This window comes from Salinimicrobium gaetbulicola (assembly GCF_042676025.1).
Taxonomy (GTDB): domain Bacteria; phylum Bacteroidota; class Bacteroidia; order Flavobacteriales; family Flavobacteriaceae; genus Salinimicrobium; species Salinimicrobium gaetbulicola.
Map to the genome: position 1 here is coordinate 969,537 of NZ_JBHTJP010000035.1, position 21,789 is coordinate 991,325.

Sequence of the window (21,789 nt, forward strand, 5' to 3'; positions counted from 1 at the left end):
GCCACATCTTTTGATGTGGCTTTTTTTATTCCCCAAACAAGGGAAATTAAAAGTTCAAATCTATTTATCTTTGAGCCACAAACACACAATCATGAGTAAGGAAATAAGCAAACGATATGCCGGCAGAGGCGTTTCAGCAGGAAAGGAAGATGTACACAACGCTATAAAAAATGTTGATAAAGGTCTTTTCCCGAAGGCTTTTTGCAAGATAGTGCCAGATCATCTTACAGGGGATGAAGATCACTGCTTAATAATGCACGCCGATGGGGCTGGCACGAAATCTTCCCTTGCCTATCTTTACTGGAAAGAGACCGGGGATGTTTCGGTTTGGAAAGGGATAGCACAGGATGCCCTTATCATGAACATAGATGACCTTTTGTGTGTGGGGGCAGTAGATAATATCATGTTGTCTTCCACCATAGGGCGAAATAAGAATTTGGTTCCGGGCGAGGTGATCTCTGCGATCATTAACGGTACTGAAGAATTGCTTGAGGATCTTAAAAACTTCGGAATCACTATTCATTCAACTGGAGGTGAAACTGCAGATGTTGGAGATCTGGTTCGTACTATTATCGTTGATTCTACTGTAACGGCACGAATGAAGCGCAGTGAAGTGATCGATAATGCAAATATTAAACCCGGAAATGTGATCGTGGGACTTTCCTCATCAGGCCAGGCAACCTATGAAAAGGAATACAATGGCGGGATGGGTAGTAATGGTCTTACTTCTGCGAGGCATGATGTTTTTAGTAACTATCTGGCCGTTAAGTATCCTGAAAGTTTTGATCCTTCCATTCCAAATGAGCTTATCTACGGCGGATCAAAAAACCTTACAGACAAGGTGGAAGGAAGTCCGATAGACGCTGGTAAACTGGTTCTTTCTCCAACCAGAACCTATGCTCCCGTCATTAAGAAGATCCTTGAAAAATATTCCAATAAAGACATTTTTGGAATGGTGCATTGCAGTGGTGGTGCGCAGACCAAGGTGCTTCACTTTGTGGAGAATGTACATGTCATTAAAGATAATATGTTTGAGGTGCCTCCGCTTTTTAAATTGATACAGGAGGAAAGTGGTACAGACTGGAAAGAGATGTACCAGGTTTTCAATATGGGGCACCGAATGGAATTATATGTAGATGAAGCGATAGCCGAAGATATTATTGCCATTTCAAAATCATTTAATGTCGATGCACAAATCATCGGTAGAGTGGAAAGTTCTGAAAGCAAGAAGCTTACAATTTCAGATGCTTACGGGACGTTTACATACCGCTAAATTTTAGAGACTTAGCCTAATCCCCTTCAAAAAAATCTATAGATTTTTCCTTTTTAAAATTAAAGAGGGTAAAACTTGTAGTTTGTCTTCGGATAGACTTTACAAACGATATTTACAAATAACATTTTTTAAATGCGAATGACTCCTGATGAGATTTTTGAAAGTTATATTAAACCCTACAGCCAGGGTTGTTGTATGCATTATTCAATACTTCAGCCTGAAATGCAATATTTTCAGCACGAATATGGATTAATTTCCTATATCAAAAAATATGGGTGTTATTTTGTCTTGGCGGATCCAATTTTCAAATATTCTGAAAAGGAATTCAGAGTAGAATTAATAAAGAAATTTCTGAATAAATACAATCGGGTTTCTTTTGTCCAGATTTCAAAACAATTTGCTGAACTTTTAAATGATGAATTTAATTACTATTCTACACAGATTGGTAATGAAAGACTGATTAACATTCAAAAGTGGAAAATCAGCGGCAAGAGAAAACAGGTAATTCGTACCTCATGTAATCAGGTAGCAAAAAATGAAATTAATATTTTAGAAAGTCCTCTTGAAAATGGTTTTGACACAATATCTTCAAATTGGCTAAGAACGAGGCAGGTTAAAAAACGTGAGATTAAATTTCTTATTAGGACCCACCCATATTTTGAAATAGATACTAGAACTTTTTGCGCTTATGATTCGGATGGCAATCTAATGGCGTATATAATTTTTGACCCAATATTTGAAAATGGAAGATGTGTTGGATATGTTCCCGATATTTCAAGATCAAGCGCTAAATTCAAACAAGGTATTTTTTATGCAATTATGGTTGAGGCCATAAAGAAATTTAAGAACGAAGGATTTGAATATCTAAATCTTGGCTTATCTCCGCTTATTTTAAACAGTAATTCAAAATCATTTGAATCTGAAAAATTACGTTCAATATTTAAAATTATTAGAAAGTATGGTGCGAAAATGTATAATTATAATGGAATAAATTATACAAAATCTAGATTTATTGATGAATCTGCCAAAGAAAAAGAAGGAGTGACTAATCCGGTATACTTCTGTCATAAATCGCCACTTCCGTTGTTTAAAATTACAGCAGTATTTAAAGCTTCTAATGTTATTTAGTTCATTCTTCTTTTTCATTTTTAAATAGTAAAAAGGAATATGTTAGTACATTAAACCTCGGGTAAATTTTTAAATTATTTGAGAGTTAATCCTCTTTTTTCAATTTTGGAAAATTTTTCTGAAGTAACCTCATTTTAGGGTGAATATACTTTTTGCAAAACGGCTTTTCAGGGTTCTTTTTATAATAATCCCATAAAGATTCTCTAGAAGGTTTGAATTCCTTTAGCGGAAGAATTTGAGTGTTGATCTTTTCGCTGAATTCCTTCTGAAGATCCTGAAGTATATTTTCACAGACGGGAAATTCATTTTCTTCTGAAGTATAAATTGCACTACGATATTTTCTTCGGAAGGAATGGTTTGAAGTTGATCTATGCGTGAAGATGTGAACGCTTATAAGCTCCTGTAAAGAAATGATCTCAGGATCGTAATGAACAACGACCGCTTCAGAAAAAGAGGCAGCTTCATTTACTGAGGATATATAACCCTGTTCTACTTTTTCCACTCCCTTTAGAGCCTGGAAAACAGCTTCGGTACACCAGTGGCAACCTCCTCCCAATCCAATTTTCTTCAATATAGACATACTCCTGAATTTAAGTGAATTTCCGTCGAAAGATCAATTTTCCTGAAGTAATTTTATATAATTGAAATATTTCCGAGGTTAAAAATGGATTCAATAAATCAATTGATTTATCGTAAATTTGTCCCACTTTACAAGAAGATGTTATGATCGAGAAATTAAATATTGTGAAGCAACGCTTTGACGAGGTGAATGATCTTATCATTCAACCCGATGTGATTGCTGATCAAAAACGTTACATAGAGCTTAACAAGGAATATAAGGACCTGAAGGCTTTGATGGAGGAGCGTGAGAAGTATATGGGTCTTACCCAGAATATTTCGGAAGCGGAGGAGATCATCTCTGATGGCAGCGATCCCGAAATGACCGAAATGGCAAAAATGCAATTGGAAGAAGCCAAAGAGCAGCTGCCTGGGTTGGAGGAGAAGATTCGTATGATGTTGGTTCCAAAAGATCCTGAAGACGCTAAGAACGTGGTGATGGAGATTCGTGCCGGTACCGGTGGGGATGAGGCCAGTATCTTTGCAGGAGACCTTTACAGAATGTACACCAAGTATATTGAAAGTAGAGGCTGGAAACATAATATTGTTGACTTTAGTGAAGGAACGAGTGGTGGTTTCAAGGAGATCATCTTTGATGTGACCGGGGAAGATGTCTACGGAACTTTAAAGTTTGAAGCCGGAGTACACCGGGTGCAACGTGTTCCTCAAACTGAAACTCAGGGACGTGTGCATACATCTGCGGCTACCGTAATGGTATTGCCGGAAGCTGAGGAATTTGATGTGCAGATCGACCCAAAAGATGTGCGTATTGATTATTTCTGTTCTTCAGGACCTGGAGGTCAGTCGGTGAACACGACTTATTCTGCTGTTCGGTTAACACACACCCCAACAGGATTGGTAGCCCAATGTCAGGATCAGAAATCTCAGCATAAGAACAAGGAAAAAGCTTTCCGTGTATTGAGATCGAGATTGTATGAGCAGGAATTGGCCAAGAAAATGGAGGCAGATGCTGCAAAACGAAACTCTATGGTTTCCAGCGGTGACCGTAGTGCAAAGATCCGTACTTATAACTATGCGCAAGGCCGGGTGACCGATCACCGTATCGGGCTTACGCTCTATGATCTTTCAAATATCATTAATGGTGATATCCAAAAGATCATCGACGAATTACAACTGGTAGAAAATACCGAAAAGCTCAAGGAGAATTCGGATATTTTTTAAAACAATAAAGCATTTAAAGCTGTCGCAAATTTTCCGGCAGCTTTTTTCTTTTTAACCTAACCTATCATGACGACCCAGGAACTTGTTCAGGAAATTAAGCGTAAAAGATCATTTTTGTGCATCGGTTTGGATGTAGATCTTACCAAAATTCCGCAGCACCTTTTAAAAGAAGAAGATCCGATTTTCGCTTTTAATAAAGCTATTATTGATGCAACCCATCACCTTGCTGTGGCTTACAAACCGAATTTGGCCTTTTATGAAGCCTATGGGATCAAAGGATTGGAGGCTTTAGGAAAGACGATCGATTACCTAAATCAAAATCACCCTGAAATTTTCACTATAGCAGACGCAAAAAGGGGTGACATAGGTAATACTTCGGGAATGTACGCAAAGGCGTTTTTTGAAGACCTCAATTTTGATTCGGTTACGGTGGCTCCTTATATGGGGAAAGATTCAGTAGAGCCCTTTCTGGCCTATGAAAATAAACATACAATTTTACTGGCACTTACTTCTAACGCCGGCGCCTACGATTTCCAAACCAGGGAAGTAGAAGGAGAGGAGTTGTATAAGCATGTTCTGAAAACTTCCAAGACCTGGAAGAACGGTCAGAATCTTATGTATGTGGTAGGAGCTACAAAAGCTGAATTTTTGGCTGAGATCAGAAAGATTATTCCTGAAAGTTTTCTTTTGGTTCCGGGAGTTGGTGCCCAGGGCGGAAACCTCCAGGAGGTTTGTAAATATGGCATGAGTCAAAATGTTGGTTTACTGATCAATTCTTCCCGCGGAATCATATACGCCTCTAACGGAAAGGATTTTGCTGAAGCAGCGGCCGAAAAAGCTGCAGAGCTACAGCAACAAATGGACAGGCTTCTATAATTTGAAGTTTAAAAATTTCTTTTAAAAACAGACTTTTCTCACTAACTTATTAACTCATTTAAAATGAGTGAAATGCGTGTGTTTTATGATCAGTTGGACAGGGAAATTAAAATTCCGAATCCGCCTAAAAGAATAATCTCACTTGTTCCCAGTCAAACCGAGTTGCTGGTTGATTTGGGTCTTGAAGATGTTCTCATTGGCGTCACTAAGTTTTGTGTACACCCAAAGGACCTGAGGCAGAGAAAAAATACCGTAGGCGGTACCAAGCAGGTTCATGTTGATAAGATCAGAAAATTGGCGCCGGAAATAATTCTTTGCAATAAGGAAGAAAATACTCTTGAAATGGTTGCGGAGCTTGAAAATATCGCTCCTGTTCATGTCTCTGATGTCAAGAGTGTTGATGATTCTCTGGAATTGATCAGGGAATACGGGGAGATCTTTGGCGTTCGAGAAAAAGCGTCAGAAATAGCAGGTCAGATCATGGATCTTCGGGAAGATTTTTGTGAGTTTATAGATAAAAAGCCGAAACAAAGAGTGGCTTATTTCATCTGGAAAAATCCGTGGATGGTAGTGGGTAAAGATACCTTTATTGATCACTTGCTCGAGCTCAACAAATTTGAAAATGTCTATCGCCTTGAAAAATCACGCTACCCGGAAATCTACCTCGATCAATTAACTACTAAAAATGCGGACAGGGTTTTCCTTTCTACCGAACCTTATCCTTTCAAGGAAGAAGATAAATCTATGTTCAAAAAAGCGGTGAGGGAGGATTGCATCCACATTGTGGACGGGGAATATTTTAGCTGGTATGGATCCCGATTAATTGCAGCTTTTGATTATTTCAAGAAACTTCACGGGACACTCTCTTATTCTTCTTCAGAATGACTTTCCTCCATTCGTCTGATCTCCTGGAGAATTTTACGGGCCTTTTCATTGAGCATATCGCTTCTCATCTTATCATCAAGAGCGAGCTCATAAGAACGGCGCATCAGGAAGCTGTATTTTTCCCGAAGTCTTTCTAAAGTGGAACGTGGTTCGAATATTCTAAACATATAGTTTTAGTTATATTACAAATATATCTACATGAAATTCGAACATTTCCTAAGCTTAAGTTAACATTATTGTAAAATGCCTGCTTGCTCTCCTCCAGATTGTTAAAAACTTTTTACCTATACCCTTGATTGTCAACTATATTCTAGGTTTCAAGGATTTTTAAAATGTGGACAAGTGGGCTTAGTTGTTGAAAAATTATGGCTGCTTAATTCCTTAGTTTTTAATCTTGTAGAGCGAAAACCCGGCGTAACAGGTCTGTAGTCCTGGAAGCAAAGTTATTCCTAATCTCCTTTTCTTCGAGCGCGATCATGGTGAACACACCTTTTAGGGCTTCATTAGTCACATAATCGGGCAGGTCGGGGTTTACGTTGGACGTTAGCGGGAGGCTGTTGTATTTGTTGATAATATTCGACCATACTTGTGTGGCGCCTACTTCATCAAGGGAATTCTTAATCACCGGATTAAATTTAGAATATAGAGGAGTGGTGGTTTTCTCGGCTAAATAGGTAGTGGCAGCCACATCATTTCCGGTTAGAATATTACGCGCATCAGCAAAAGTGATCTCTTTGACTGCTGTTACAAAGATTGGGGTCGCTTCTTTTACGGCGTCTTCCGCAGCCCTGTTCAAAACTTTCAGGCCTTCATCGGCAAGAGCGTCAAGTCCTACATCTCTTAAGGTTTTATCTACTTTCTGAAGTTCAGGCGGAAGTCCGATGCGAACAAGTTCATTTTTAAAAAATCCGTCTTCCTGGGTAAGTTTTGTCACCTGCTTGTCGATTCCGTTATCCAGAGCCTGTCTTAACCCCGCTGCTATTTCGGCATTAGAGATATAACCGCCTTCATTTGGCATTTGTTCGGCGATTTGTTGCAATTCTGCACAGCCTAAAAAAATGGGTAAAAACGCGAGAAGTAGGATCTTTTTCATATTTGGGTTTTTCTTTAAACTAGGGCAGGAAGATAAAATATAAATTATGGTAATCCTAAAACGATAGCGGATTTTCACTTTTTCAATTTTTAGGGGTTCAATTTATAATAACTTCGATATATGGCAAGTTCCTTCCTAAATTCGTAAATTGCGGCCACTAAAAATATCAGGAAAAAACATGGAACAACAAGCTCCTTATAAACCTAAAAATAAAGTAAGAATAGTAACAGCAGCTTCCCTTTTTGACGGGCATGATGCGGCGATCAATATCATGCGCCGAATCATACAGTCTACGGGGGTTGAGGTGATCCACCTTGGTCATGACCGCAGTGTAGAAGAAGTGGTGAACTGTGCTATTCAGGAAGACGCGAATTCTATTGCCATGACCTCTTACCAGGGAGGACATACCGAATATTTCAAATATATGTATGACCTGCTTCAGGAAAAGGGAGCCGGCCATATCAAGATCTTCGGGGGTGGAGGAGGAGTGATCCTTCCCGAAGAGATCAAAGAGCTTCATGAGTACGGGATCACCCGAATTTATTCTCCAGATGACGGAAGGGAAATGGGACTTCAGGGTATGATCAATGATCTGGTAAAGCAGTCCGATTATCCTTTGGGCGAAAATCTCAACGGTGAGGTCAATTCGCTGGCTTCAAAAAATCCAGGCGCTATTGCAAGAGTGATATCTGCTGCTGAAAATTTTCCGGAGATCGCAAAAGAAACTTTAGAGAAGATTCATGACGATAATAAAGGAAATAAAACTCCTGTACTTGGGATCACCGGAACCGGTGGTGCGGGTAAATCATCTTTGGTAGATGAACTGGTGAGAAGATATTTAATGGATTTTCCTGAGAAGACCATTGGGATCATTTCTGTAGACCCTTCAAAAAGGAAGACCGGAGGTGCCCTTTTAGGAGACCGTATTCGTATGAATGCGATCAATAATCCTAGAGTTTATATGCGTTCTCTGGCTACCAGGCAGTCAAACCTGGCACTTTCAAAATATGTTTCGGAAGCTATCGAAGTTTTAAAAGCGGCAAATTATGACCTTATCGTGCTGGAGACTTCCGGGATTGGTCAATCTGATACCGAGATCCTGGAACATTCTGATGTTTCTTTATATGTCATGACTCCCGAATTTGGAGCTGCGACTCAATTAGAAAAGATCGATATGCTTGATTTCGCAGATCTTGTGGCCATCAATAAGTTCGATAAACGCGGTGCTTTAGATGCTTTAAGAGATGTGAAAAAGCAATACCAGCGAAACCATGGACTTTGGGAAGCTGATACTGATAAGCTTCCGGTTTTTGGAACCATCGCTTCCCAGTTCAACGATCCCGGTATGAACACGCTGTACAAGCAGATCATGGATAAGATAGATGATAAAGCGGGTGCTGAGTTCAACTCTACCTTCAGTATTTCCAAAGAAATGAGCGAGAAGGTTTTTGTGATCCCGCCAAGCAGGACACGTTACCTTTCTGAAATTTCAGAAAACAACAGGTCTTATGATGAGAAGGCCGAAGCTCAGGCTGAGGTTGCTCAAAAATTATACGGAATTTACAAGACCCTTGAATCTGTTACCGGACAAAAGATCGAACTCAATAAGTTCGGTTTGGATGAGGATGGACTTAATTCGGCTACAACTTCAGAAAATGAAGAACTGGCAGGTCTTTTGAAAAAGGAATTCGATAAGGTTAAAATGGACCTTGACCCTTATAACTGGGAGATCATCACCGGTTGGGATGAAAAGGTAAATAGATATAGAGAGCCTGTCTACAGTTTTAAAGTGCGGGATAAGGAGATCAAAATTAAGACGCATACAGAGTCACTTTCCCACACCCAGATCCCGAAAGTTGCCTTGCCTAAATACCAGGCCTGGGGAGATATTCTTACCTGGTGTCTTCAGGAAAATGTACCGGGAGAATTTCCTTATACGGCGGGATTATATCCTTTCAAGAGGCAAGGTGAGGATCCGACCCGAATGTTCGCCGGGGAAGGTTCTCCCGAAAGGACTAACCGTCGTTTCCATTACGTGAGTATGGGCTTGCCGGCAAAACGTCTTTCTACCGCCTTTGATTCGGTTACCTTATACGGGAATGACCCAGATCACAGACCTGATATCTACGGAAAGATCGGGAATGCCGGGGTGTCTATTTGCTGTCTTGACGATGCAAAGAAATTATATTCAGGATTTGATCTGGCAGACCCTATGACCTCAGTGAGTATGACTATCAATGGTCCGGCTCCCATGTTGCTTGGGTTCTTTATGAATGCAGCGATCGATCAGCAATGTGAAAAATATATCAAACAGCACGGTCTTGAAAAAGAGGTGCAGGAAAAGATCGATAAGATCTATGCCGAAAAAGGCATGGAACAGCCAAAATATCGCGGAGAGTTGCCGGAAGGGAACAACGGTTTAGGATTGATGCTTTTAGGAGTTACCGGAGACCAGGTACTCCCGGCTGATGTATATGCGGAGATCAAAAAGCGTACTTTGAGCCAGGTTAGGGGAACCGTCCAGGCTGATATCCTGAAGGAAGATCAGGCACAGAATACCTGTATCTTCTCTACGGAATTTGCCTTGAGACTGATGGGAGATGTTCAGGAATACTTCATTAAAGAGAATGTTCGTAATTTCTATTCGGTTTCAATTTCGGGATATCATATAGCTGAAGCGGGAGCAAACCCAATTACTCAATTGGCACTGACGCTGGCCAACGGATTCACCTATGTGGAATACTACCTAAGCCGCGGAATGGACATTAATAAGTTTGGGCCAAACCTTTCCTTCTTCTTCTCTAACGGAATTGATCCTGAATACGCGGTTATTGGCCGTGTAGCTCGAAAGATCTGGTCAAAGGCCATGAAATATAAATATGGCGCGAACGCGAGAGCACAGATGTTGAAATATCACATCCAGACTTCCGGGAGATCCCTTCACGCGCAGGAGATCGATTTCAATGATATCAGAACTACGCTTCAGGCATTATATGCCATTTATGACAACTGTAACTCCTTGCACACTAATGCATATGATGAGGCGATCACTACGCCTACAGAAGCTTCGGTAAGAAGAGCGATGGCGATTCAATTGATCATCAATAAGGAACTGGGGCTTACCAAAAACGAGAACCCTATCCAGGGATCTTTCATTATCGAAGAGCTTACAGATCTTGTTGAGGAAGCGGTATTGCTGGAATTTGATCGAATCACTGAAAGAGGTGGTGTACTTGGTGCTATGGAAACCATGTACCAAAGAAGTAAGATCCAGGAAGAAAGCCTTTATTACGAGACCTTAAAGCACAATGGGGAATTTCCGATCATTGGGGTGAACACATTCTTGAGTTCAACCGGTTCTCCAACGGTGACTCCAGGAGAAGTGATCAGGGCTACTGAAGAAGAGAAGCAAAACCAGATCAAAACACTACAAGATCTACATGAAGCTAAAAAAGAACTGGAGCATGAAACTTTGGAAAAGGTGAAAAATGCTGCCATTCAAAATAAAAATATTTTTGAGGTTCTTATGGAGGCTACCAAAGCTTGTTCATTAGGTCAGATCACTACCGCGTTATTTGAGGTAGGAGGTCAGTACAGAAGGAATATGTAAATCGAAAATGAGGTTATATAATAAAAAATCCCGCTCATAGGCGGGATTTTTCTATTCTACATGTTCAGTATTTTCTTTCCTGACTTTCCATTTCTCATAGGTTATAAGATCATCGTTTATCAACGTAAGACATGCCGCAATTACACCCGCGTCATCCAGTAATCCAACCAATGGAATGAAATCGGGGATAAGGTCCAACGGCATCAGAACATACAAAAGGGCTCCGGCAGTGGCAGCGATTGTTTTCCAAGGCACTCCCGTGTATTCCCCGCTCCAGTAATCCCTTATTAAAGAGATCATGCTTTTGGCTTTATCAATATATCCGCTTATTGAGTCATTCTTTCTGAATTTATTCTCGATCTTATCCTGCTTTTTGATCACTTTTTCAAGATCCTTCTCTTTAATTTTTTGAGCCTGTTCCTGTAAGGCGTGATCTGCTCGCTCGGGGCTGATGTTTTCCATTTTTTGCTCTGATTTATTTATCTAATTGTCCTAATCTATTAAAAATATTGTCAATGTTATAATAAGAAGCGCTCTCTAGTTTTGAAAGTTCTTCCCATGCCAGAGGAGTTGCAACTCCTGCTTCCTCGTTTGCGCGCAAGGAGAAAGGGCAGACGGCTGTCTGCGCATAAGCATTCCTTAGGTAGTCCACAAAGATCTTGCCTTCCCTTTGATCTTTCCTGATTTTGGTTGTCAGGAGATCGGGGCGAAGTTTGGTGACCTCCTCTGCTACTTTCCTGGCTTCTTTTTTTATTTCGTCAAAATCTTTTCCTCTTCGCACCTCATAATAAAGATGCAATCCTTTTTGCCCGGTAGTCATTAATTGAGGATCTTTTTTTTGTTTTTTAAGGTAGCTGCGAACAACTTTCGCTGCTTCTTTAACCTTGTCGAAGGCATTTTCTGGCGGGTCCAAATCAAAAACCACCTTATCAGGCTGCCTTATCTTATCCTTCCGGCTTAGCCATATGTGAAATGAAACTGTTCCCTGGTTCACCAAGTAAAGGAGACTTTTTTTGTCATTACAGATGATCTGGGTGTTTGAACCTTCTTCGGTTTCAATTTCTACGGTTTTTATATACTTCGGAAAATAATCTGATATACTTTTTTGGTAAAAACCGGCTTCTCCTATTCCGTTAGGAAATCGCTGAAGCGTGAGGGGGCGATCTTTCATATATGGTAAAATGGAATCGGCGACCTTGTCGTAATAAGATGCCATATCTGCTTTGGTGATGTTTTTCTTCGGAAAGATCACCTTGTCAGGATGCGTTATTTCAACCCCTGCTATTTCCATCGTTACTTTGATTCTTTTTGTTCGTCTTTTTCGATATCCTTTAAACTTCGACCGGTAACCACACTTTTGGACTGTGTGCTAACCGGATTTCGGCGTGCATCGGCATGTTCATCATCTTGCTTGATGAGCAGCCAGTTACCCTTCATTTTACCGCTTTTCATTTCTACCAGGTTATACCCGCCCTGTAATTTTTTTCCATGGAGGGTGACCTCGATACTTCCTGCTTTGAAACTTTCTTCTAAAGATATAAGGTTTCCGTCCTCATCTTTTTTGTTGCTTTCTATCGTTCCGTGGTCCCATATCATTACCGTTCCTCCTCCATATTGCCCTTCGGGTATAGTTCCCTCAAAATCGGCATAAGTTATAGGATGATCTTCAGTAGGAATAGCCATTCTTTTAACTGATGGATCTGTGCTGGGACCTTTTGGAACAGACCAGGATTTGAGCGTATTGTCAATTTCAAGCCTGAAATCATAATGCAAATTGGTGGCATCATGTTTCTGGATCACAAAAATGGGATCTTCGTTCTTCTTTTTTGGAGGCGAATCTTTGGGTTCCCGGGTCTTTGTGAAATCCCTCTTTTCGTTATAACTCTTCATTTGACCTGCTTTGTCAATGTGGAAAAAGTACAAAATTTGGACCTGTACGGGCGTTAAAGAAGTCTGAAAATAATGCTGTGAAATGTGTTTTTCAACGGATCATAATTTTAATAATTAAACTTTTGCCATCAATTTTTGCGAGAAATATATTTTGAATACTTTTGCCAGCTTAATTTCAACATAATCAAATAATTAAATCAAAATGGAAAATATAGGTGTACTTGCTATAGCTGTATTCACCGGATTCATAGCTATCAATAATCCGGTGGGAAATGTTCCTATATTCCTGAGCCTCACGCGTCAGGCAGATCGCCCTACGCGGAAAAAGATCTCCAAAAAAGCGACTTTTACGGCTTTCGTGATCGTGTCTGGGTTCATTATTTTAGGGAAATACATTTTTGATTTCTTCGGATTGACCGTTCCGGCCTTTAAGATCACCGGGGGAATTTTGGTATTTTTCGTAGGATTTGAAATGATTCGTGCCCAAGTATCCAGTATTGATAACCAGACCGAAGTTAACTTTAACGAAGGTATCTCTATTTCACCCCTGGGGATTCCTATTCTTGCCGGTCCCGGTACTATTGTTACTGCGATGAACTTTACAACCAACGCTACCTATCTTGACCTGGGGATAATTTTGGTGATGTTTGCCGTGGTGATGTGGTTAAATCACCTGGCTTTCTTATCAAGCGAATACCTGGTGCGCTATATTGGTGCTAATAAAATCGTGGTGGTAGAAAAAATAATGGGTCTTATTATAGCCATTATTGGGGTTAACATGTTGATACAGGGGATTCACATTGCCTTTGATATTTAATTTTTAATAATTTATTGGTTTTTAGTAGGTTATCATTTATTTAGTTGTAACTTCGCACCCAATTTAAATTTATATAATGAATAAAGGTACAGTTAAGTTCTTTAACGAAACAAAAGGTTACGGTTTTATTAAAGACGAAGAATCAAATGATGAGTATTTCGTACACGCTAATGGATTAATTGATGAAATTAGACAAGACGACGAAGTTACTTTTGACCTTGAAGAAGGTAGAAAAGGTGTAAATGCAGTAAACGTGAAACAAGCATAGTTTCAGGTTCTTATTTATAATTTTATTAAGCCTTACGAGAGTAAGGCTTTTTTCATGCCCTTATTTTAGCATTCCTAAAGCTCTTCCCGGGGTGAAAAAAAATCACTAATTTAATTCCATGAGAAAATTACTTCTTTTATTTCTTGTGGTGACACAGGTTTCTGCCCAGGAATTTACTGTTAAGAAAGGGATGGTGGTCGATTCTTTAAAGGTTTCCGATTCCCTCTCAGAAACATACGCGTTATACCTTCCTTCTGAATTTCAGGGAGAAAAAAACTGGCCGGTTCTTTTCCTTTTTGACGGAGAAGGGCGCGGCAGGTCGGCCGCACAACTTTTTAGATCGGCTGCTGAAGAACAAGGCTATTTACTAATTTCTTCCAATAATATTTCGGTTGAAAATGAAATATCTGAAAACCTGGAAATAGCAAAGAGACTTATAAATAATTCAGCCAATACTTTCCCATTAGACATAAGGATGGTGGCCGCAGCGGGCTCTATGGAAGGTGGAAAAGTGGCGTCTATTATTCCGGTAATCTATAATGACATACTTGGGGCTATTGCCGTTGGTAATTATTGGGTCAATTTGGACATGTTTGAAAAAAAGAAGGAATTCACGTTTATAGGGATTGCCGGTGACGAACAGTATACTTCCGCAGGAATTAAATTCACGGCAGAACTTTTACGGACCTTCAAATTTCCCAGCCAGGTCTATTCTTTTGAAGGAGATATGGATTGGCCGAAAAATGGAACTATTTCCAGTGCGGTAGGTTCTCTAACTTTAGAAGCCATGAGAAAAGGCTTTCGTTCGGCAGACCGTGATTTAATAGAACAACTTTTTAATGCCGATCTTTTGCATGCTAATAAGATGGTAAGCAATGTGAGACTGGTTGAGGCTATGGAGTTTTTGGAGCTTATGGAAGATAAATATAAAGGCTTGCATGACCTTGCTGAAGTTGAAGAAAAACAGAAGCAAATTAGGCGCTCCAGGAATTTTGTGAGCCAGGAGAAAGAGTACACAGAGGTAGAGGAGAAGGAGATGAGGTTGATGGAAGATTTTATCTATTACCTGGGTGCTGATATTCAAACGGCTAATTTTGAAAATTTAGGCTGGTGGAATTATCAAAAAATTCAACTGGATTCTCTTTCAGGTAAAAGTGGTCCTGAAGGCAAAATGGCTAAAAGGCTGATTGGTTTTATTGATTATCTGGCAGAAAATGCTGAAAAGGAACTGGAAGAGGAGCATGCTTCATTAGATAAAATGATGATCGCGAACATTATTCAGACTATTTACAACCCTAAAAATTTTAAGGCTTATAAGAAAATCATTTCTTTGAGTGCTCAGGACAATGATTTTAGTACGGCACTTTTTTACCTGGAGGAAATGTTGAAACATGGATACAAAAATCAGGATGCCCTTTACGACATCGAAGGAACCCTTGGTCTTCGGCTTACTCCGGAATTCAATGCTATTATCGAAAACTATCTAGGGTCCTCGAGATATTACAGTAATTAATTTTAAACTTATTGATGAAAGTTATAATCACCTCGTTCTTTTTGTGCCTGTTCTTTATGGTAAATGCCCAAAAAAACGAAAAGGTTCTTGCCGCCGAAAGATTTCAGAAGAAAATAAACAAGGAATTTAAAGACCCTGCCCAATCTCCCTTACCCGAAAAGGATCGTAAAACTTTTAAAGGTTTGGACTTTTTTGAGATCGACACGGCTTTTAGTGTGGTGGCCGAATTTGCGCGAACCCCCTTCGAAACACCTTTCGCTATGCCTACCACTACAGATCGAAAACCAATTTATGTGAAATACGGGGAGCTGTTTTTTAAATTAAAGGGGAAGGAGTATAAACTTAATGTTTACCAAAACCAGCATCCTAAAAAAGAGGAATACAAGGATTATTTATTTTTACCTTTTACAGACCTTACAAATGGAGAAGAATCATATGCAGGAGGCAGGTATATAGACATGACCATTCCAAGATCGAACAGGGTGGTGATTGATTTTAATCAGGCTTATAATCCATATTGCGCATACAGCGGGGAGTATTCCTGTCCCATTCCGCCGGAAGAGAACGATCTTGACCTTGCTGTAAAAGCTGGAGTGAAAGCTTATTCCAAGCACTAGATAAGCCGGGAAAAATAGAAGCCTCCAAAAACGGCTCCCAATCCTAAAAGAATACTGGAAACTGTGTACAACCCAAAGCTCATGAAGTCCCCCGATTTCAGGAAAACCTGGTTTTCATAGGCGAAGGCCGAAAAGGTGGTGAAACCACCGCAAAACCCTGTGGCAAGTAATAAAATAGTGTTGGTTGACATTATTTGTTGACGATAGCCCAATCCTAAAATAAACCCTATTAGGAGGCTGCCCCCGACATTTACCAATAACGTTCCTAGAGGAAGAATGGTGGCCTGGTTAAGGCTTTTTGAGATCAGAAATCTCAGCGCGCTTCCCGCGCCACCTCCCAGAAATACCAATAACAGTTGTTTCATGCGTTAATTATTGAACCGGAATGTAAATTTCAGTGACCCATAGGGCAGGATTTTCAACCTCGAGTGGATTAGTGATGAAAATTTCAAAGGCCTGGCCTCGCGGGTCAACCTCTAATCCGTTCTCTTCGATATAACGATAGGTTTTTTCCCAGGCTTCCGCAGCATTTTTATTGTGACCCTTAAGGGTTGTTTTCACCACTTTTTGCGGAGCCAGGTAACCATTTAAGACGGGGCTGCCCGATGGGGTGATCACCTGACTTGGAGTTGGCACTGCCGCTGAAAAAATGGAAGAGTTATTTCTTTCATCCCGCTGATTGTAAATGATAAAAGGTTTTCCGCTTATTGAAATATTGTTGTCGTCCATATAAACGCTCACCTGGGAGATCATTTTTGACGCCCTTGCGTTGACTTCGCCAAGTTTGGCAGCAGTAGTTGTATACATATAATAACCTCCACCATGCTCGGTGATGCCGTCAACATTGATGGAATATTCTTCCATTCTGCGAATCACATTTTCTTCTAAGTTTTGGAGACCTTGTTCGAAAATAGGTTGAAAGATCTCCGTGAAATCCTTTTCCTGAATCGTAAAAGCCAGTTTTTCTTTGAAAGACTGAGAGCCTGACATTTGCCAGGTTACCCGGGTTTGTTCATCCACGGCTTCAAAACTCCAGATGATCTTTCCGGTTGCTTCCCCGGTACTGGTTTCCAAAACTAAGGATTGTTCGATCTTGCTATATGGAATGGTGGAAAGGGTAGTGATCTTACCATCTCTTATTTCATCTGCCGTCCAACTGAATTCTGCACCTTCACCGGTAGGTTCTTCTGAAACATCCATGTTGATCTCCTTTTGTTCATCCCAGGCATTCCATGACTTCCAGTTTGAAAGATCTGCCACCTCTTTGAACAATAATGGAGCGGGTGCATTTATTACTTTACTTGACTCAACAGAATAGTCACCGTCCTTGGTGGCCACATAAATTGAACCGGCTATAAATACTATGAGGAACAGGAAAAAGAGATACTTTATGATTTTCATGGTTATCAGGCAGGTTTGTTAGATTAATACGCTAATATAGTTATTTTGCTTGATGGTAATTCTTACATTTGTTTCTAATTAAAAGAGTATTTCTAAAGCCGGGATTAAACCTTAAACCCGGCGATTTAATACCAATACTAAAATTAAAACCCTAACAAATGAAAATTAAATTTTTATTGATGCTTCTACTGGCATCAACGATTTTCTTTTCCTGTGCTGACTCTAATGAAGACAAGTCGGCAAAAACGGAAAAAGTTGCACAAACAGATGATTTTGAATATTTGGTTGACGAGTTCGCCGATATCAAAGTTTTGCGCTACCAAATTCCGGGATGGGAAAATTTGAGTTTACAAGAGCAAAAACTTGTTTATTATCTAACCCAGGCCGGTCTTAGCGGAAGAGATATCATCTGGGATCAAAACTACAAACACAACCTTAAGATCCGTGAAGCTTTAGAGAATATTTATTCCAACTATGAAGGTGATAAATCTTCCGAAGAGTGGAATGCCTTTGAAACTTATTTAAAGAGAGTTTGGTTCTCAAATGGTATTCACCACCATTACTCAATGGATAAGATCAAGCCTGCGTTCAGTAAAGAGTACTTTGACACATTACTTGCTGAAACAGGAACCGAACTTACCGGAGAGCCTTATGAAGTTATCTTCAATGATAAGGACAGTAAAAAAGTAAACCTTGATGAGTCAAAAGGACTTGTAGAAGGTTCGGCAGTGAATTTCTACGGAGAAGGTGTTACAGCAGATGATGTAGCTGCATTCTATGCAAAGAAACAGTCGCCGAATCCTGAAAAACCTCTTGCTTATGGATTGAACTCTAAGTTGGTTAAAGAAAACGGTCAGCTTGTAGAGAAAACCTGGAAGAGTGGAGGAATGTATGGAGAGGCAATTGACAAGATCACTTTCTGGTTAGAAAAAGCTAAAGGTGTAGCTGAAAATGAAAAGCAGGCTAACGCTTTAGGTCTGTTGATCGACTATTACAAGACTGGAGATTTAAAGACGTGGGATGATTACAATATCGCATGGGTAGAAGCTACCGAAGGGAATATTGATTACATCAACAGTTTTATTGAAGTTTATAATGACCCGCTTGGGTACAGAGGATCTTACGAGACTATCGTACAGATCAAGGATTTTGATATGAGCAAAAAAATGCAAGTATTGGAAGAAAATGTACAGTGGTTTGAGGATAACGCTCCATTAATGGATGAGCACAAAAAAGATTCGGTGGTAGGTGTGACTTACAAAACTGTGATCGTTGCTGGAGAAGCTGGTGATGCGTCTCCAAGTACTCCAATTGGTGTGAACCTTCCAAACTCTAACTGGATCAGAAAGGCCCATGGAAGTAAATCTGTTTCTTTAGGTAATATTATCAATTCTTACAATAACGCCGGAACTACCGGTAGATTAGAAGAATTTGCTCATGACGAGGAAGAGGTAGCTCTTGAAAAAGAGTACGGTCAATTAGCCGATAAATTACACACTGCTCTTCATGAAGTAGTAGGTCACGCTTCAGGTCAATTGAATCCTGGAGTTGGTGAGACAAAAGAAACTCTTAAGAGTTACGCATCTACTTTAGAAGAAGGAAGAGCCGACCTTGTTGGGTTATATTACTTGATGGATCCTAAGCTTGAGGAGCTTGGTCTTGTAGATGACCACATGAAGGTAGGAAAAGCTGCTTACGATGGGTATATCAGAAACGGACTTATGACTCAGCTTATCAGATTGGAGCAGGGAGCAGATGTTGAAGAAGCTCACATGCGTAACCGCCAATGGGTAAGCGCCTGGGTATTTGAAAAAGGTGCAGAAAATGGTGTGATAGAGAAGGTTTCCAAAGATGGTAAAACCTATTTCGATATTAAAGACTACGCAGCTTTACGGGATCTTTTTGGACAGTTGTTGAAAGAAACTCAGAGAATCAAGTCTGAAGGTGATTACCAGGCAGCTAAGGATCTTGTTGAAAATTACGGGGTTAAGGTAGATCAGGATATCCACAAAGAGGTGCTTAAAAGAAATGAGCAGTTCAAATCAGCTCCTTACAGCGGATTTGTAAATCCTGTTCTGGTTCCTGAAATGGATGAGAACGATGAGATCGTTTCGATCAAAGTGGTTCAGCCTGCAAGCTTTGAAGAACAAATGCTTCACTACTCTGAAAATTTTGACGTTCTTCCTTTAGAGAACTAATCAGTCAGAAATATTTATAAAAAGACCGCCACTTCGAAAGAAGTGGCGGTTTTGTTTTAATAGGTTTTTCTTCGGAAGTATTAAGACTTCAGAAAAGATTTGATCACAAAAAGGAGCCCTATAAACATTAAAAATCCGATCAGGATATAAAGCGTTCCTTTATAATATTTTCGGTGCAATTTTAAATCTTTCCGGTAGCTGAAGAAGATGATCACAACAAATGTCAGGAAGAAAAGAACAGCGAAAACAATTTGTCCGGTGGTAAAATCCATTTATCTTAAATTTATTGCGAAGTTAAAGTATTAAGATGAAAAAAAGATTAGATGCCGTCCGGGAGTTTCACACAGCTTTTGGATTGGGAATTGAACAACAGCCAACAGCCAATCTTGGTACCGCCAAAAACAGGTTGAGATTTGAATTGATGAAAGAAGAAAATGAGGAATACCTCCAAGCGGCCAATGCCGGAGACCTTGTTGAGGTGGCAGATGCCCTGGGAGATATGCTCTATATTCTTTGCGGAACCATCCTTGAACATGGAATGCAACACAAAATAGAAGAGGTTTTTGAAGAAATTCAGCGTAGTAATATGAGTAAATTGGGGGCTGATGGCAAGCCTCTCTACCGTGACGATGGAAAAGTACTGAAGGGTCCTGATTATTTTGAGCCGCAACTGAAGCCTATTCTAGAGAGCTAATGGTAAAAAAAAAGTCGGAAGAGATAGAATCTATTCCGACTTTAATATTTGAGATATTGTTATTTAGATTTTAATTTTTGACAAGATATCTCCATCCGTATTTATCTTCAGACTTGTTGTACTGAATGTTCATAAGCTCTTTTTTGAAGAAAGTCGCATATGAATCCTCCAATTCTGGAAGCTCGAATTTTTTACCCTGATGACCAAATCCTTTAACCGGATTGATGGTCGCTGCTGTACCGGCCCCAAAAATTTCTTTTAATTCACCTTTTTCTGCAGCCTCCACGATCTCCTGAACTTTTACTCTTCTTACCTCCACTGGAATTCCATGTTCTTCTGCAAGGGTTATGACAGATTTTCTGGTGACCCCATCAAGGATTCGATCACTGGTAGGCGCGGTAAGAAGTTTATCTCCAACTCTAAAGAAGATATTCATGGTACCGGCTTCTTCCAGGTATTCATGAGTATTGGCATCTGTCCAGACTATTTGTTGATATCCTTCTTCTTTTGCCAGGTTGGTTGGATAGAATTGAGCTCCGTAGTTTCCGGCAGCTTTTGCATAACCTACACCACCATCGGCCGCACGGCTGAACTTTTCTGCAAATACTACTCGCACTTCTCCGCTGTAATAAGCTTTAGCAGGGGAGCAAATGATCATGAATTTATAACTTTTTGAAGGGGAAGCTGAAACTCCAGACTCTGTTGCGATCACAAAAGGTCTTATGTAAAGCGAATTTCCGAATCCTTTTTTGATCCAATCCCTGTCTAAATTCAGCAGGGTTTCTAATCCTTCAAAGAAAAATTCCTTTGGAAATTCAGGGATTGCAAGGCGAACAGAAGATTTATTAAATCGGTTGAAGTTATCTTCAGGTCTAAAAAGCCATACCTGGTCCTGGTCATCCTTAAAGGCTTTCATTCCTTCAAAGATTGCCTGGCCGTAATGGAATACTTTCGCAGATGGTTCAAGTTCTATGGGGCCATAAGGCTTAATAACTGGATTCTGCCATTCACCGTTCACATAATCACAAATCATCATGTGGTCAGTAAATACATTTCCAAAAACTAAATTCTCAAAATCAACAGCATCGATTTTAGAGGTTTTTGCCTCTACTACATCGATTGCGTCTGGTAAACCATTTTTCATGTTATAACATATTTGTGCAAATTTACCGAATTTAATACGGTTATTAAAGCCGTTAAATGACTAATTTTATCATATTTTAAGGTCTAAAACTTCAATATGATGAGAAAACTTATTTTACTGCTGGTAACTATTCTGTTGACGAGCATAAGTTCTGTAATTACAGCTCAGGAAAATACTGGTGAATATATTTCGGTTGGAACTCCAATCAACACAGAAAAAATTTTAAGTTCTTCGCATATGTATCAAAACTACCAGGATCTGAAGGCCGGAGACACCTTAAATGCCAGTTTTAAGGCAGAGGTGAATTCGGTATGTGAAAATAAAGGCTGCTGGATGAAACTTAATCTTGATAATGAGGAAGAGGTTATGGTAAAATTCAAAGATTATGCATTTTTTGTTCCTAAAGATATTGGAGGAAAAGAAGTGATCGTGAATGGCGAGGCTTATGTGGAAGAAATGTCGGTAGAGGACCAGCGTCATTACGCTGAAGATGCCGGAGCCAGCCGTGAAGAAATCGAAAAGATTGTAAAACCAAAAAAGACCTTGTCTTTCATTGCTGATGGGGTCAAGATCAAAAAATAA

At 39.8% G+C, this 21,789-nt stretch carries 23 protein-coding genes; 13 read left to right on the top strand and 10 right to left on the bottom strand.

The genetic code is table 11. From position 1 onward, the window contains the following. Positions 1–91 precede the first annotated feature (91 nt). Both ACFQ1G_RS13770 and ACFQ1G_RS13775 read left to right on the top strand, forming a co-directional pair. Positions 92–1,273, top strand: a complete 1,182-nt coding sequence (locus tag ACFQ1G_RS13770; RefSeq protein WP_380740485.1) for an AIR synthase related protein — start codon at positions 92–94, stop codon at positions 1,271–1,273. 138 nt (positions 1,274–1,411) lie between these two features. Continuing rightward, positions 1,412–2,401, top strand: a complete 990-nt coding sequence (locus ACFQ1G_RS13775; RefSeq protein ID WP_380740487.1) for a DUF2156 domain-containing protein — start codon at positions 1,412–1,414, stop codon at positions 2,399–2,401. A gap of 85 nt (positions 2,402–2,486) precedes the next feature. Here ACFQ1G_RS13775 and ACFQ1G_RS13780 read toward each other — a convergent pair whose 3' ends face one another. Then, positions 2,487–2,981, bottom strand: a complete 495-nt coding sequence (locus tag ACFQ1G_RS13780) for a peptide-methionine (S)-S-oxide reductase (protein WP_380740489.1) — start codon at positions 2,979–2,981, stop codon at positions 2,487–2,489. Between the two features lie 143 nt (positions 2,982–3,124). Here ACFQ1G_RS13780 and prfA point away from each other — a divergent pair, with 143 nt between their 5' ends. The 3 genes from prfA to ACFQ1G_RS13795 all read left to right on the top strand — a co-directional run bounded on the left by prfA (position 3,125) and on the right by ACFQ1G_RS13795 (position 5,962). Then, positions 3,125–4,201, top strand: coding sequence for a peptide chain release factor 1 (gene prfA / locus ACFQ1G_RS13785; RefSeq protein ID WP_380740491.1), 1,077 nt, complete (start codon positions 3,125–3,127; stop codon positions 4,199–4,201). A gap of 66 nt (positions 4,202–4,267) precedes the next feature. Then, entirely contained in the window at positions 4,268–5,077 is an 810-nt protein-coding gene (gene pyrF / locus ACFQ1G_RS13790; protein ID WP_380740493.1) for an orotidine-5'-phosphate decarboxylase, read from the top strand. Positions 5,078–5,149: 72 nt separating this feature from the next. Beyond that, complete coding sequence (locus ACFQ1G_RS13795) at positions 5,150–5,962, top strand: ABC transporter substrate-binding protein (RefSeq protein WP_380740495.1); 813 nt, start codon at positions 5,150–5,152, stop codon at positions 5,960–5,962. Here ACFQ1G_RS13795 and ACFQ1G_RS13800 read toward each other — a convergent pair. Together ACFQ1G_RS13800 and ACFQ1G_RS13805 are read right to left on the bottom strand one after the other, a co-directional pair. Then, positions 5,944–6,129 (bottom strand): Lacal_2735 family protein, encoded by a 186-nt coding sequence (locus ACFQ1G_RS13800; RefSeq protein ID WP_380740497.1) that lies wholly within the window; start codon positions 6,127–6,129, stop codon positions 5,944–5,946. The genes ACFQ1G_RS13795 and ACFQ1G_RS13800 overlap by 19 nt on opposite strands. A 221-nt stretch (positions 6,130–6,350) precedes the next feature. Further along, positions 6,351–7,055, bottom strand: a complete 705-nt coding sequence (locus ACFQ1G_RS13805) for a DUF4197 domain-containing protein (protein WP_380740499.1) — start codon at positions 7,053–7,055, stop codon at positions 6,351–6,353. Positions 7,056–7,233: 178 nt separating this feature from the next. Here ACFQ1G_RS13805 and ACFQ1G_RS13810 point away from each other — a divergent pair, with 178 nt between their 5' ends. Further along, complete coding sequence (locus tag ACFQ1G_RS13810; RefSeq protein ID WP_380740501.1) at positions 7,234–10,665, top strand: methylmalonyl-CoA mutase family protein; 3,432 nt, start codon at positions 7,234–7,236, stop codon at positions 10,663–10,665. Between the two features lie 51 nt (positions 10,666–10,716). Here the strand turns inward: ACFQ1G_RS13810 and ACFQ1G_RS13815 are convergent, their stop codons facing one another. From ACFQ1G_RS13815 to ACFQ1G_RS13825, 3 genes are read right to left on the bottom strand one after another with little or no spacing between them, the layout of a single operon-like run. Further along, positions 10,717–11,127: a YkvA family protein gene (locus tag ACFQ1G_RS13815; RefSeq protein WP_380740503.1), complete on the bottom strand. Its 411-nt coding sequence runs from the start codon at positions 11,125–11,127 to the stop codon at positions 10,717–10,719. Positions 11,128–11,140: 13 nt separating this feature from the next. After that, positions 11,141–11,956 (bottom strand): non-homologous end-joining DNA ligase, encoded by an 816-nt coding sequence (gene ligD, locus ACFQ1G_RS13820; RefSeq protein ID WP_380740505.1) that lies wholly within the window; start codon positions 11,954–11,956, stop codon positions 11,141–11,143. Positions 11,957–11,958: 2 nt separating this feature from the next. After that, positions 11,959–12,555, bottom strand: a complete 597-nt coding sequence (locus tag ACFQ1G_RS13825) for a DNA polymerase ligase N-terminal domain-containing protein (protein ID WP_380740507.1) — start codon at positions 12,553–12,555, stop codon at positions 11,959–11,961. Between the two features lie 202 nt (positions 12,556–12,757). Between ACFQ1G_RS13825 and ACFQ1G_RS13830 the strand changes: the two genes are divergently transcribed. From ACFQ1G_RS13830 to ACFQ1G_RS13845, 4 genes are all read left to right on the top strand, one after another. Further along, the gene (locus ACFQ1G_RS13830) at positions 12,758–13,372 is read left to right on the top strand and encodes a MarC family protein (protein ID WP_380740509.1); all 615 of its coding nucleotides are present in this window, start codon (positions 12,758–12,760) and stop codon (positions 13,370–13,372) included. Between the two features lie 76 nt (positions 13,373–13,448). After that, positions 13,449–13,640: a cold-shock protein gene (locus tag ACFQ1G_RS13835; RefSeq protein WP_380740511.1), complete on the top strand. Its 192-nt coding sequence runs from the start codon at positions 13,449–13,451 to the stop codon at positions 13,638–13,640. 118 nt (positions 13,641–13,758) lie between these two features. After that, complete coding sequence (locus ACFQ1G_RS13840; protein WP_380740513.1) at positions 13,759–15,153, top strand: hypothetical protein; 1,395 nt, start codon at positions 13,759–13,761, stop codon at positions 15,151–15,153. Between the two features lie 14 nt (positions 15,154–15,167). Beyond that, a complete protein-coding gene (locus tag ACFQ1G_RS13845; RefSeq protein WP_380740515.1) occupies positions 15,168–15,770 on the top strand; it encodes a DUF1684 domain-containing protein in 603 nt (200 codons plus the stop codon). Here ACFQ1G_RS13845 and crcB read toward each other — a convergent pair. Beyond that, complete coding sequence (gene crcB / locus ACFQ1G_RS13850) at positions 15,767–16,135, bottom strand: fluoride efflux transporter CrcB (protein WP_380740517.1); 369 nt, start codon at positions 16,133–16,135, stop codon at positions 15,767–15,769. The two genes, ACFQ1G_RS13845 and crcB, sit on opposite strands and share 4 nt — an antisense overlap. A gap of 7 nt (positions 16,136–16,142) precedes the next feature. Further along, complete coding sequence (locus ACFQ1G_RS13855; RefSeq protein ID WP_380740519.1) at positions 16,143–17,171, bottom strand: SRPBCC family protein; 1,029 nt, start codon at positions 17,169–17,171, stop codon at positions 16,143–16,145. 158 nt (positions 17,172–17,329) lie between these two features. On the opposite strand from ACFQ1G_RS13855, the gene ACFQ1G_RS13860 reads away from it, so the two are divergent. Beyond that, positions 17,330–19,369, top strand: coding sequence for a dipeptidyl-peptidase 3 family protein (locus ACFQ1G_RS13860; protein ID WP_380740520.1), 2,040 nt, complete (start codon positions 17,330–17,332; stop codon positions 19,367–19,369). An 80-nt stretch (positions 19,370–19,449) separates the two neighbouring features. On the opposite strand, the gene ACFQ1G_RS13865 is transcribed toward ACFQ1G_RS13860, so the two are convergent. Further along, positions 19,450–19,641 (bottom strand): hypothetical protein, encoded by a 192-nt coding sequence (locus ACFQ1G_RS13865; RefSeq protein ID WP_380740522.1) that lies wholly within the window; start codon positions 19,639–19,641, stop codon positions 19,450–19,452. 35 nt (positions 19,642–19,676) lie between these two features. Here ACFQ1G_RS13865 and ACFQ1G_RS13870 point away from each other — a divergent pair, with 35 nt between their 5' ends. Continuing rightward, positions 19,677–20,063 carry a pyrophosphohydrolase domain-containing protein gene (locus ACFQ1G_RS13870; protein ID WP_380740524.1) on the top strand — a complete coding sequence of 129 codons (387 nt, stop codon included), beginning with the start codon at positions 19,677–19,679 and terminating at the stop codon, positions 20,061–20,063. A 70-nt stretch (positions 20,064–20,133) separates the two neighbouring features. Here the strand turns inward: ACFQ1G_RS13870 and ACFQ1G_RS13875 are convergent, their stop codons facing one another. Continuing rightward, positions 20,134–21,207 (bottom strand): branched-chain amino acid aminotransferase, encoded by a 1,074-nt coding sequence (locus ACFQ1G_RS13875; protein WP_380740526.1) that lies wholly within the window; start codon positions 21,205–21,207, stop codon positions 20,134–20,136. A 99-nt stretch (positions 21,208–21,306) separates the two neighbouring features. On the opposite strand from ACFQ1G_RS13875, the gene ACFQ1G_RS13880 reads away from it, so the two are divergent. Beyond that, the gene (locus ACFQ1G_RS13880; RefSeq protein WP_380740528.1) at positions 21,307–21,789 is read left to right on the top strand and encodes a DUF4920 domain-containing protein; all 483 of its coding nucleotides are present in this window, start codon (positions 21,307–21,309) and stop codon (positions 21,787–21,789) included.

Excerpts from the sequence above, each read along its gene's own strand:
- ACFQ1G_RS13770 (WP_380740485.1), top strand. The coding sequence starts at position 92 with ATGAGTAAGGAAATAAGCAAACGATATGCCGGCAGAGGCGTTTCAGCA.
- ACFQ1G_RS13775 (WP_380740487.1), top strand. The coding sequence starts at position 1,412 with ATGACTCCTGATGAGATTTTTGAAAGTTATATTAAACCCTACAGCCAG.
- ACFQ1G_RS13780 (WP_380740489.1), bottom strand. The coding sequence starts at position 2,981 with ATGTCTATATTGAAGAAAATTGGATTGGGAGGAGGTTGCCACTGGTGT.
- prfA (WP_380740491.1), top strand. The coding sequence starts at position 3,125 with ATGATCGAGAAATTAAATATTGTGAAGCAACGCTTTGACGAGGTGAAT.
- pyrF (WP_380740493.1), top strand. The coding sequence starts at position 4,268 with ATGACGACCCAGGAACTTGTTCAGGAAATTAAGCGTAAAAGATCATTT.
- ACFQ1G_RS13795 (WP_380740495.1), top strand. The coding sequence starts at position 5,150 with ATGCGTGTGTTTTATGATCAGTTGGACAGGGAAATTAAAATTCCGAAT.
- ACFQ1G_RS13800 (WP_380740497.1), bottom strand. The coding sequence starts at position 6,129 with ATGTTTAGAATATTCGAACCACGTTCCACTTTAGAAAGACTTCGGGAA.
- ACFQ1G_RS13805 (WP_380740499.1), bottom strand. The coding sequence starts at position 7,055 with ATGAAAAAGATCCTACTTCTCGCGTTTTTACCCATTTTTTTAGGCTGT.
- ACFQ1G_RS13810 (WP_380740501.1), top strand. The coding sequence starts at position 7,234 with ATGGAACAACAAGCTCCTTATAAACCTAAAAATAAAGTAAGAATAGTA.
- ACFQ1G_RS13815 (WP_380740503.1), bottom strand. The coding sequence starts at position 11,127 with ATGGAAAACATCAGCCCCGAGCGAGCAGATCACGCCTTACAGGAACAG.
- ligD (WP_380740505.1), bottom strand. The coding sequence starts at position 11,956 with ATGGAAATAGCAGGGGTTGAAATAACGCATCCTGACAAGGTGATCTTT.
- ACFQ1G_RS13825 (WP_380740507.1), bottom strand. The coding sequence starts at position 12,555 with ATGAAGAGTTATAACGAAAAGAGGGATTTCACAAAGACCCGGGAACCC.
- ACFQ1G_RS13830 (WP_380740509.1), top strand. The coding sequence starts at position 12,758 with ATGGAAAATATAGGTGTACTTGCTATAGCTGTATTCACCGGATTCATA.
- ACFQ1G_RS13835 (WP_380740511.1), top strand. The coding sequence starts at position 13,449 with ATGAATAAAGGTACAGTTAAGTTCTTTAACGAAACAAAAGGTTACGGT.
- ACFQ1G_RS13840 (WP_380740513.1), top strand. The coding sequence starts at position 13,759 with ATGAGAAAATTACTTCTTTTATTTCTTGTGGTGACACAGGTTTCTGCC.
- ACFQ1G_RS13845 (WP_380740515.1), top strand. The coding sequence starts at position 15,168 with ATGAAAGTTATAATCACCTCGTTCTTTTTGTGCCTGTTCTTTATGGTA.
- crcB (WP_380740517.1), bottom strand. The coding sequence starts at position 16,135 with ATGAAACAACTGTTATTGGTATTTCTGGGAGGTGGCGCGGGAAGCGCG.
- ACFQ1G_RS13855 (WP_380740519.1), bottom strand. The coding sequence starts at position 17,171 with ATGAAAATCATAAAGTATCTCTTTTTCCTGTTCCTCATAGTATTTATA.
- ACFQ1G_RS13860 (WP_380740520.1), top strand. The coding sequence starts at position 17,330 with ATGAAAATTAAATTTTTATTGATGCTTCTACTGGCATCAACGATTTTC.
- ACFQ1G_RS13865 (WP_380740522.1), bottom strand. The coding sequence starts at position 19,641 with ATGGATTTTACCACCGGACAAATTGTTTTCGCTGTTCTTTTCTTCCTG.
- ACFQ1G_RS13870 (WP_380740524.1), top strand. The coding sequence starts at position 19,677 with ATGAAAAAAAGATTAGATGCCGTCCGGGAGTTTCACACAGCTTTTGGA.
- ACFQ1G_RS13875 (WP_380740526.1), bottom strand. The coding sequence starts at position 21,207 with ATGAAAAATGGTTTACCAGACGCAATCGATGTAGTAGAGGCAAAAACC.
- ACFQ1G_RS13880 (WP_380740528.1), top strand. The coding sequence starts at position 21,307 with ATGAGAAAACTTATTTTACTGCTGGTAACTATTCTGTTGACGAGCATA.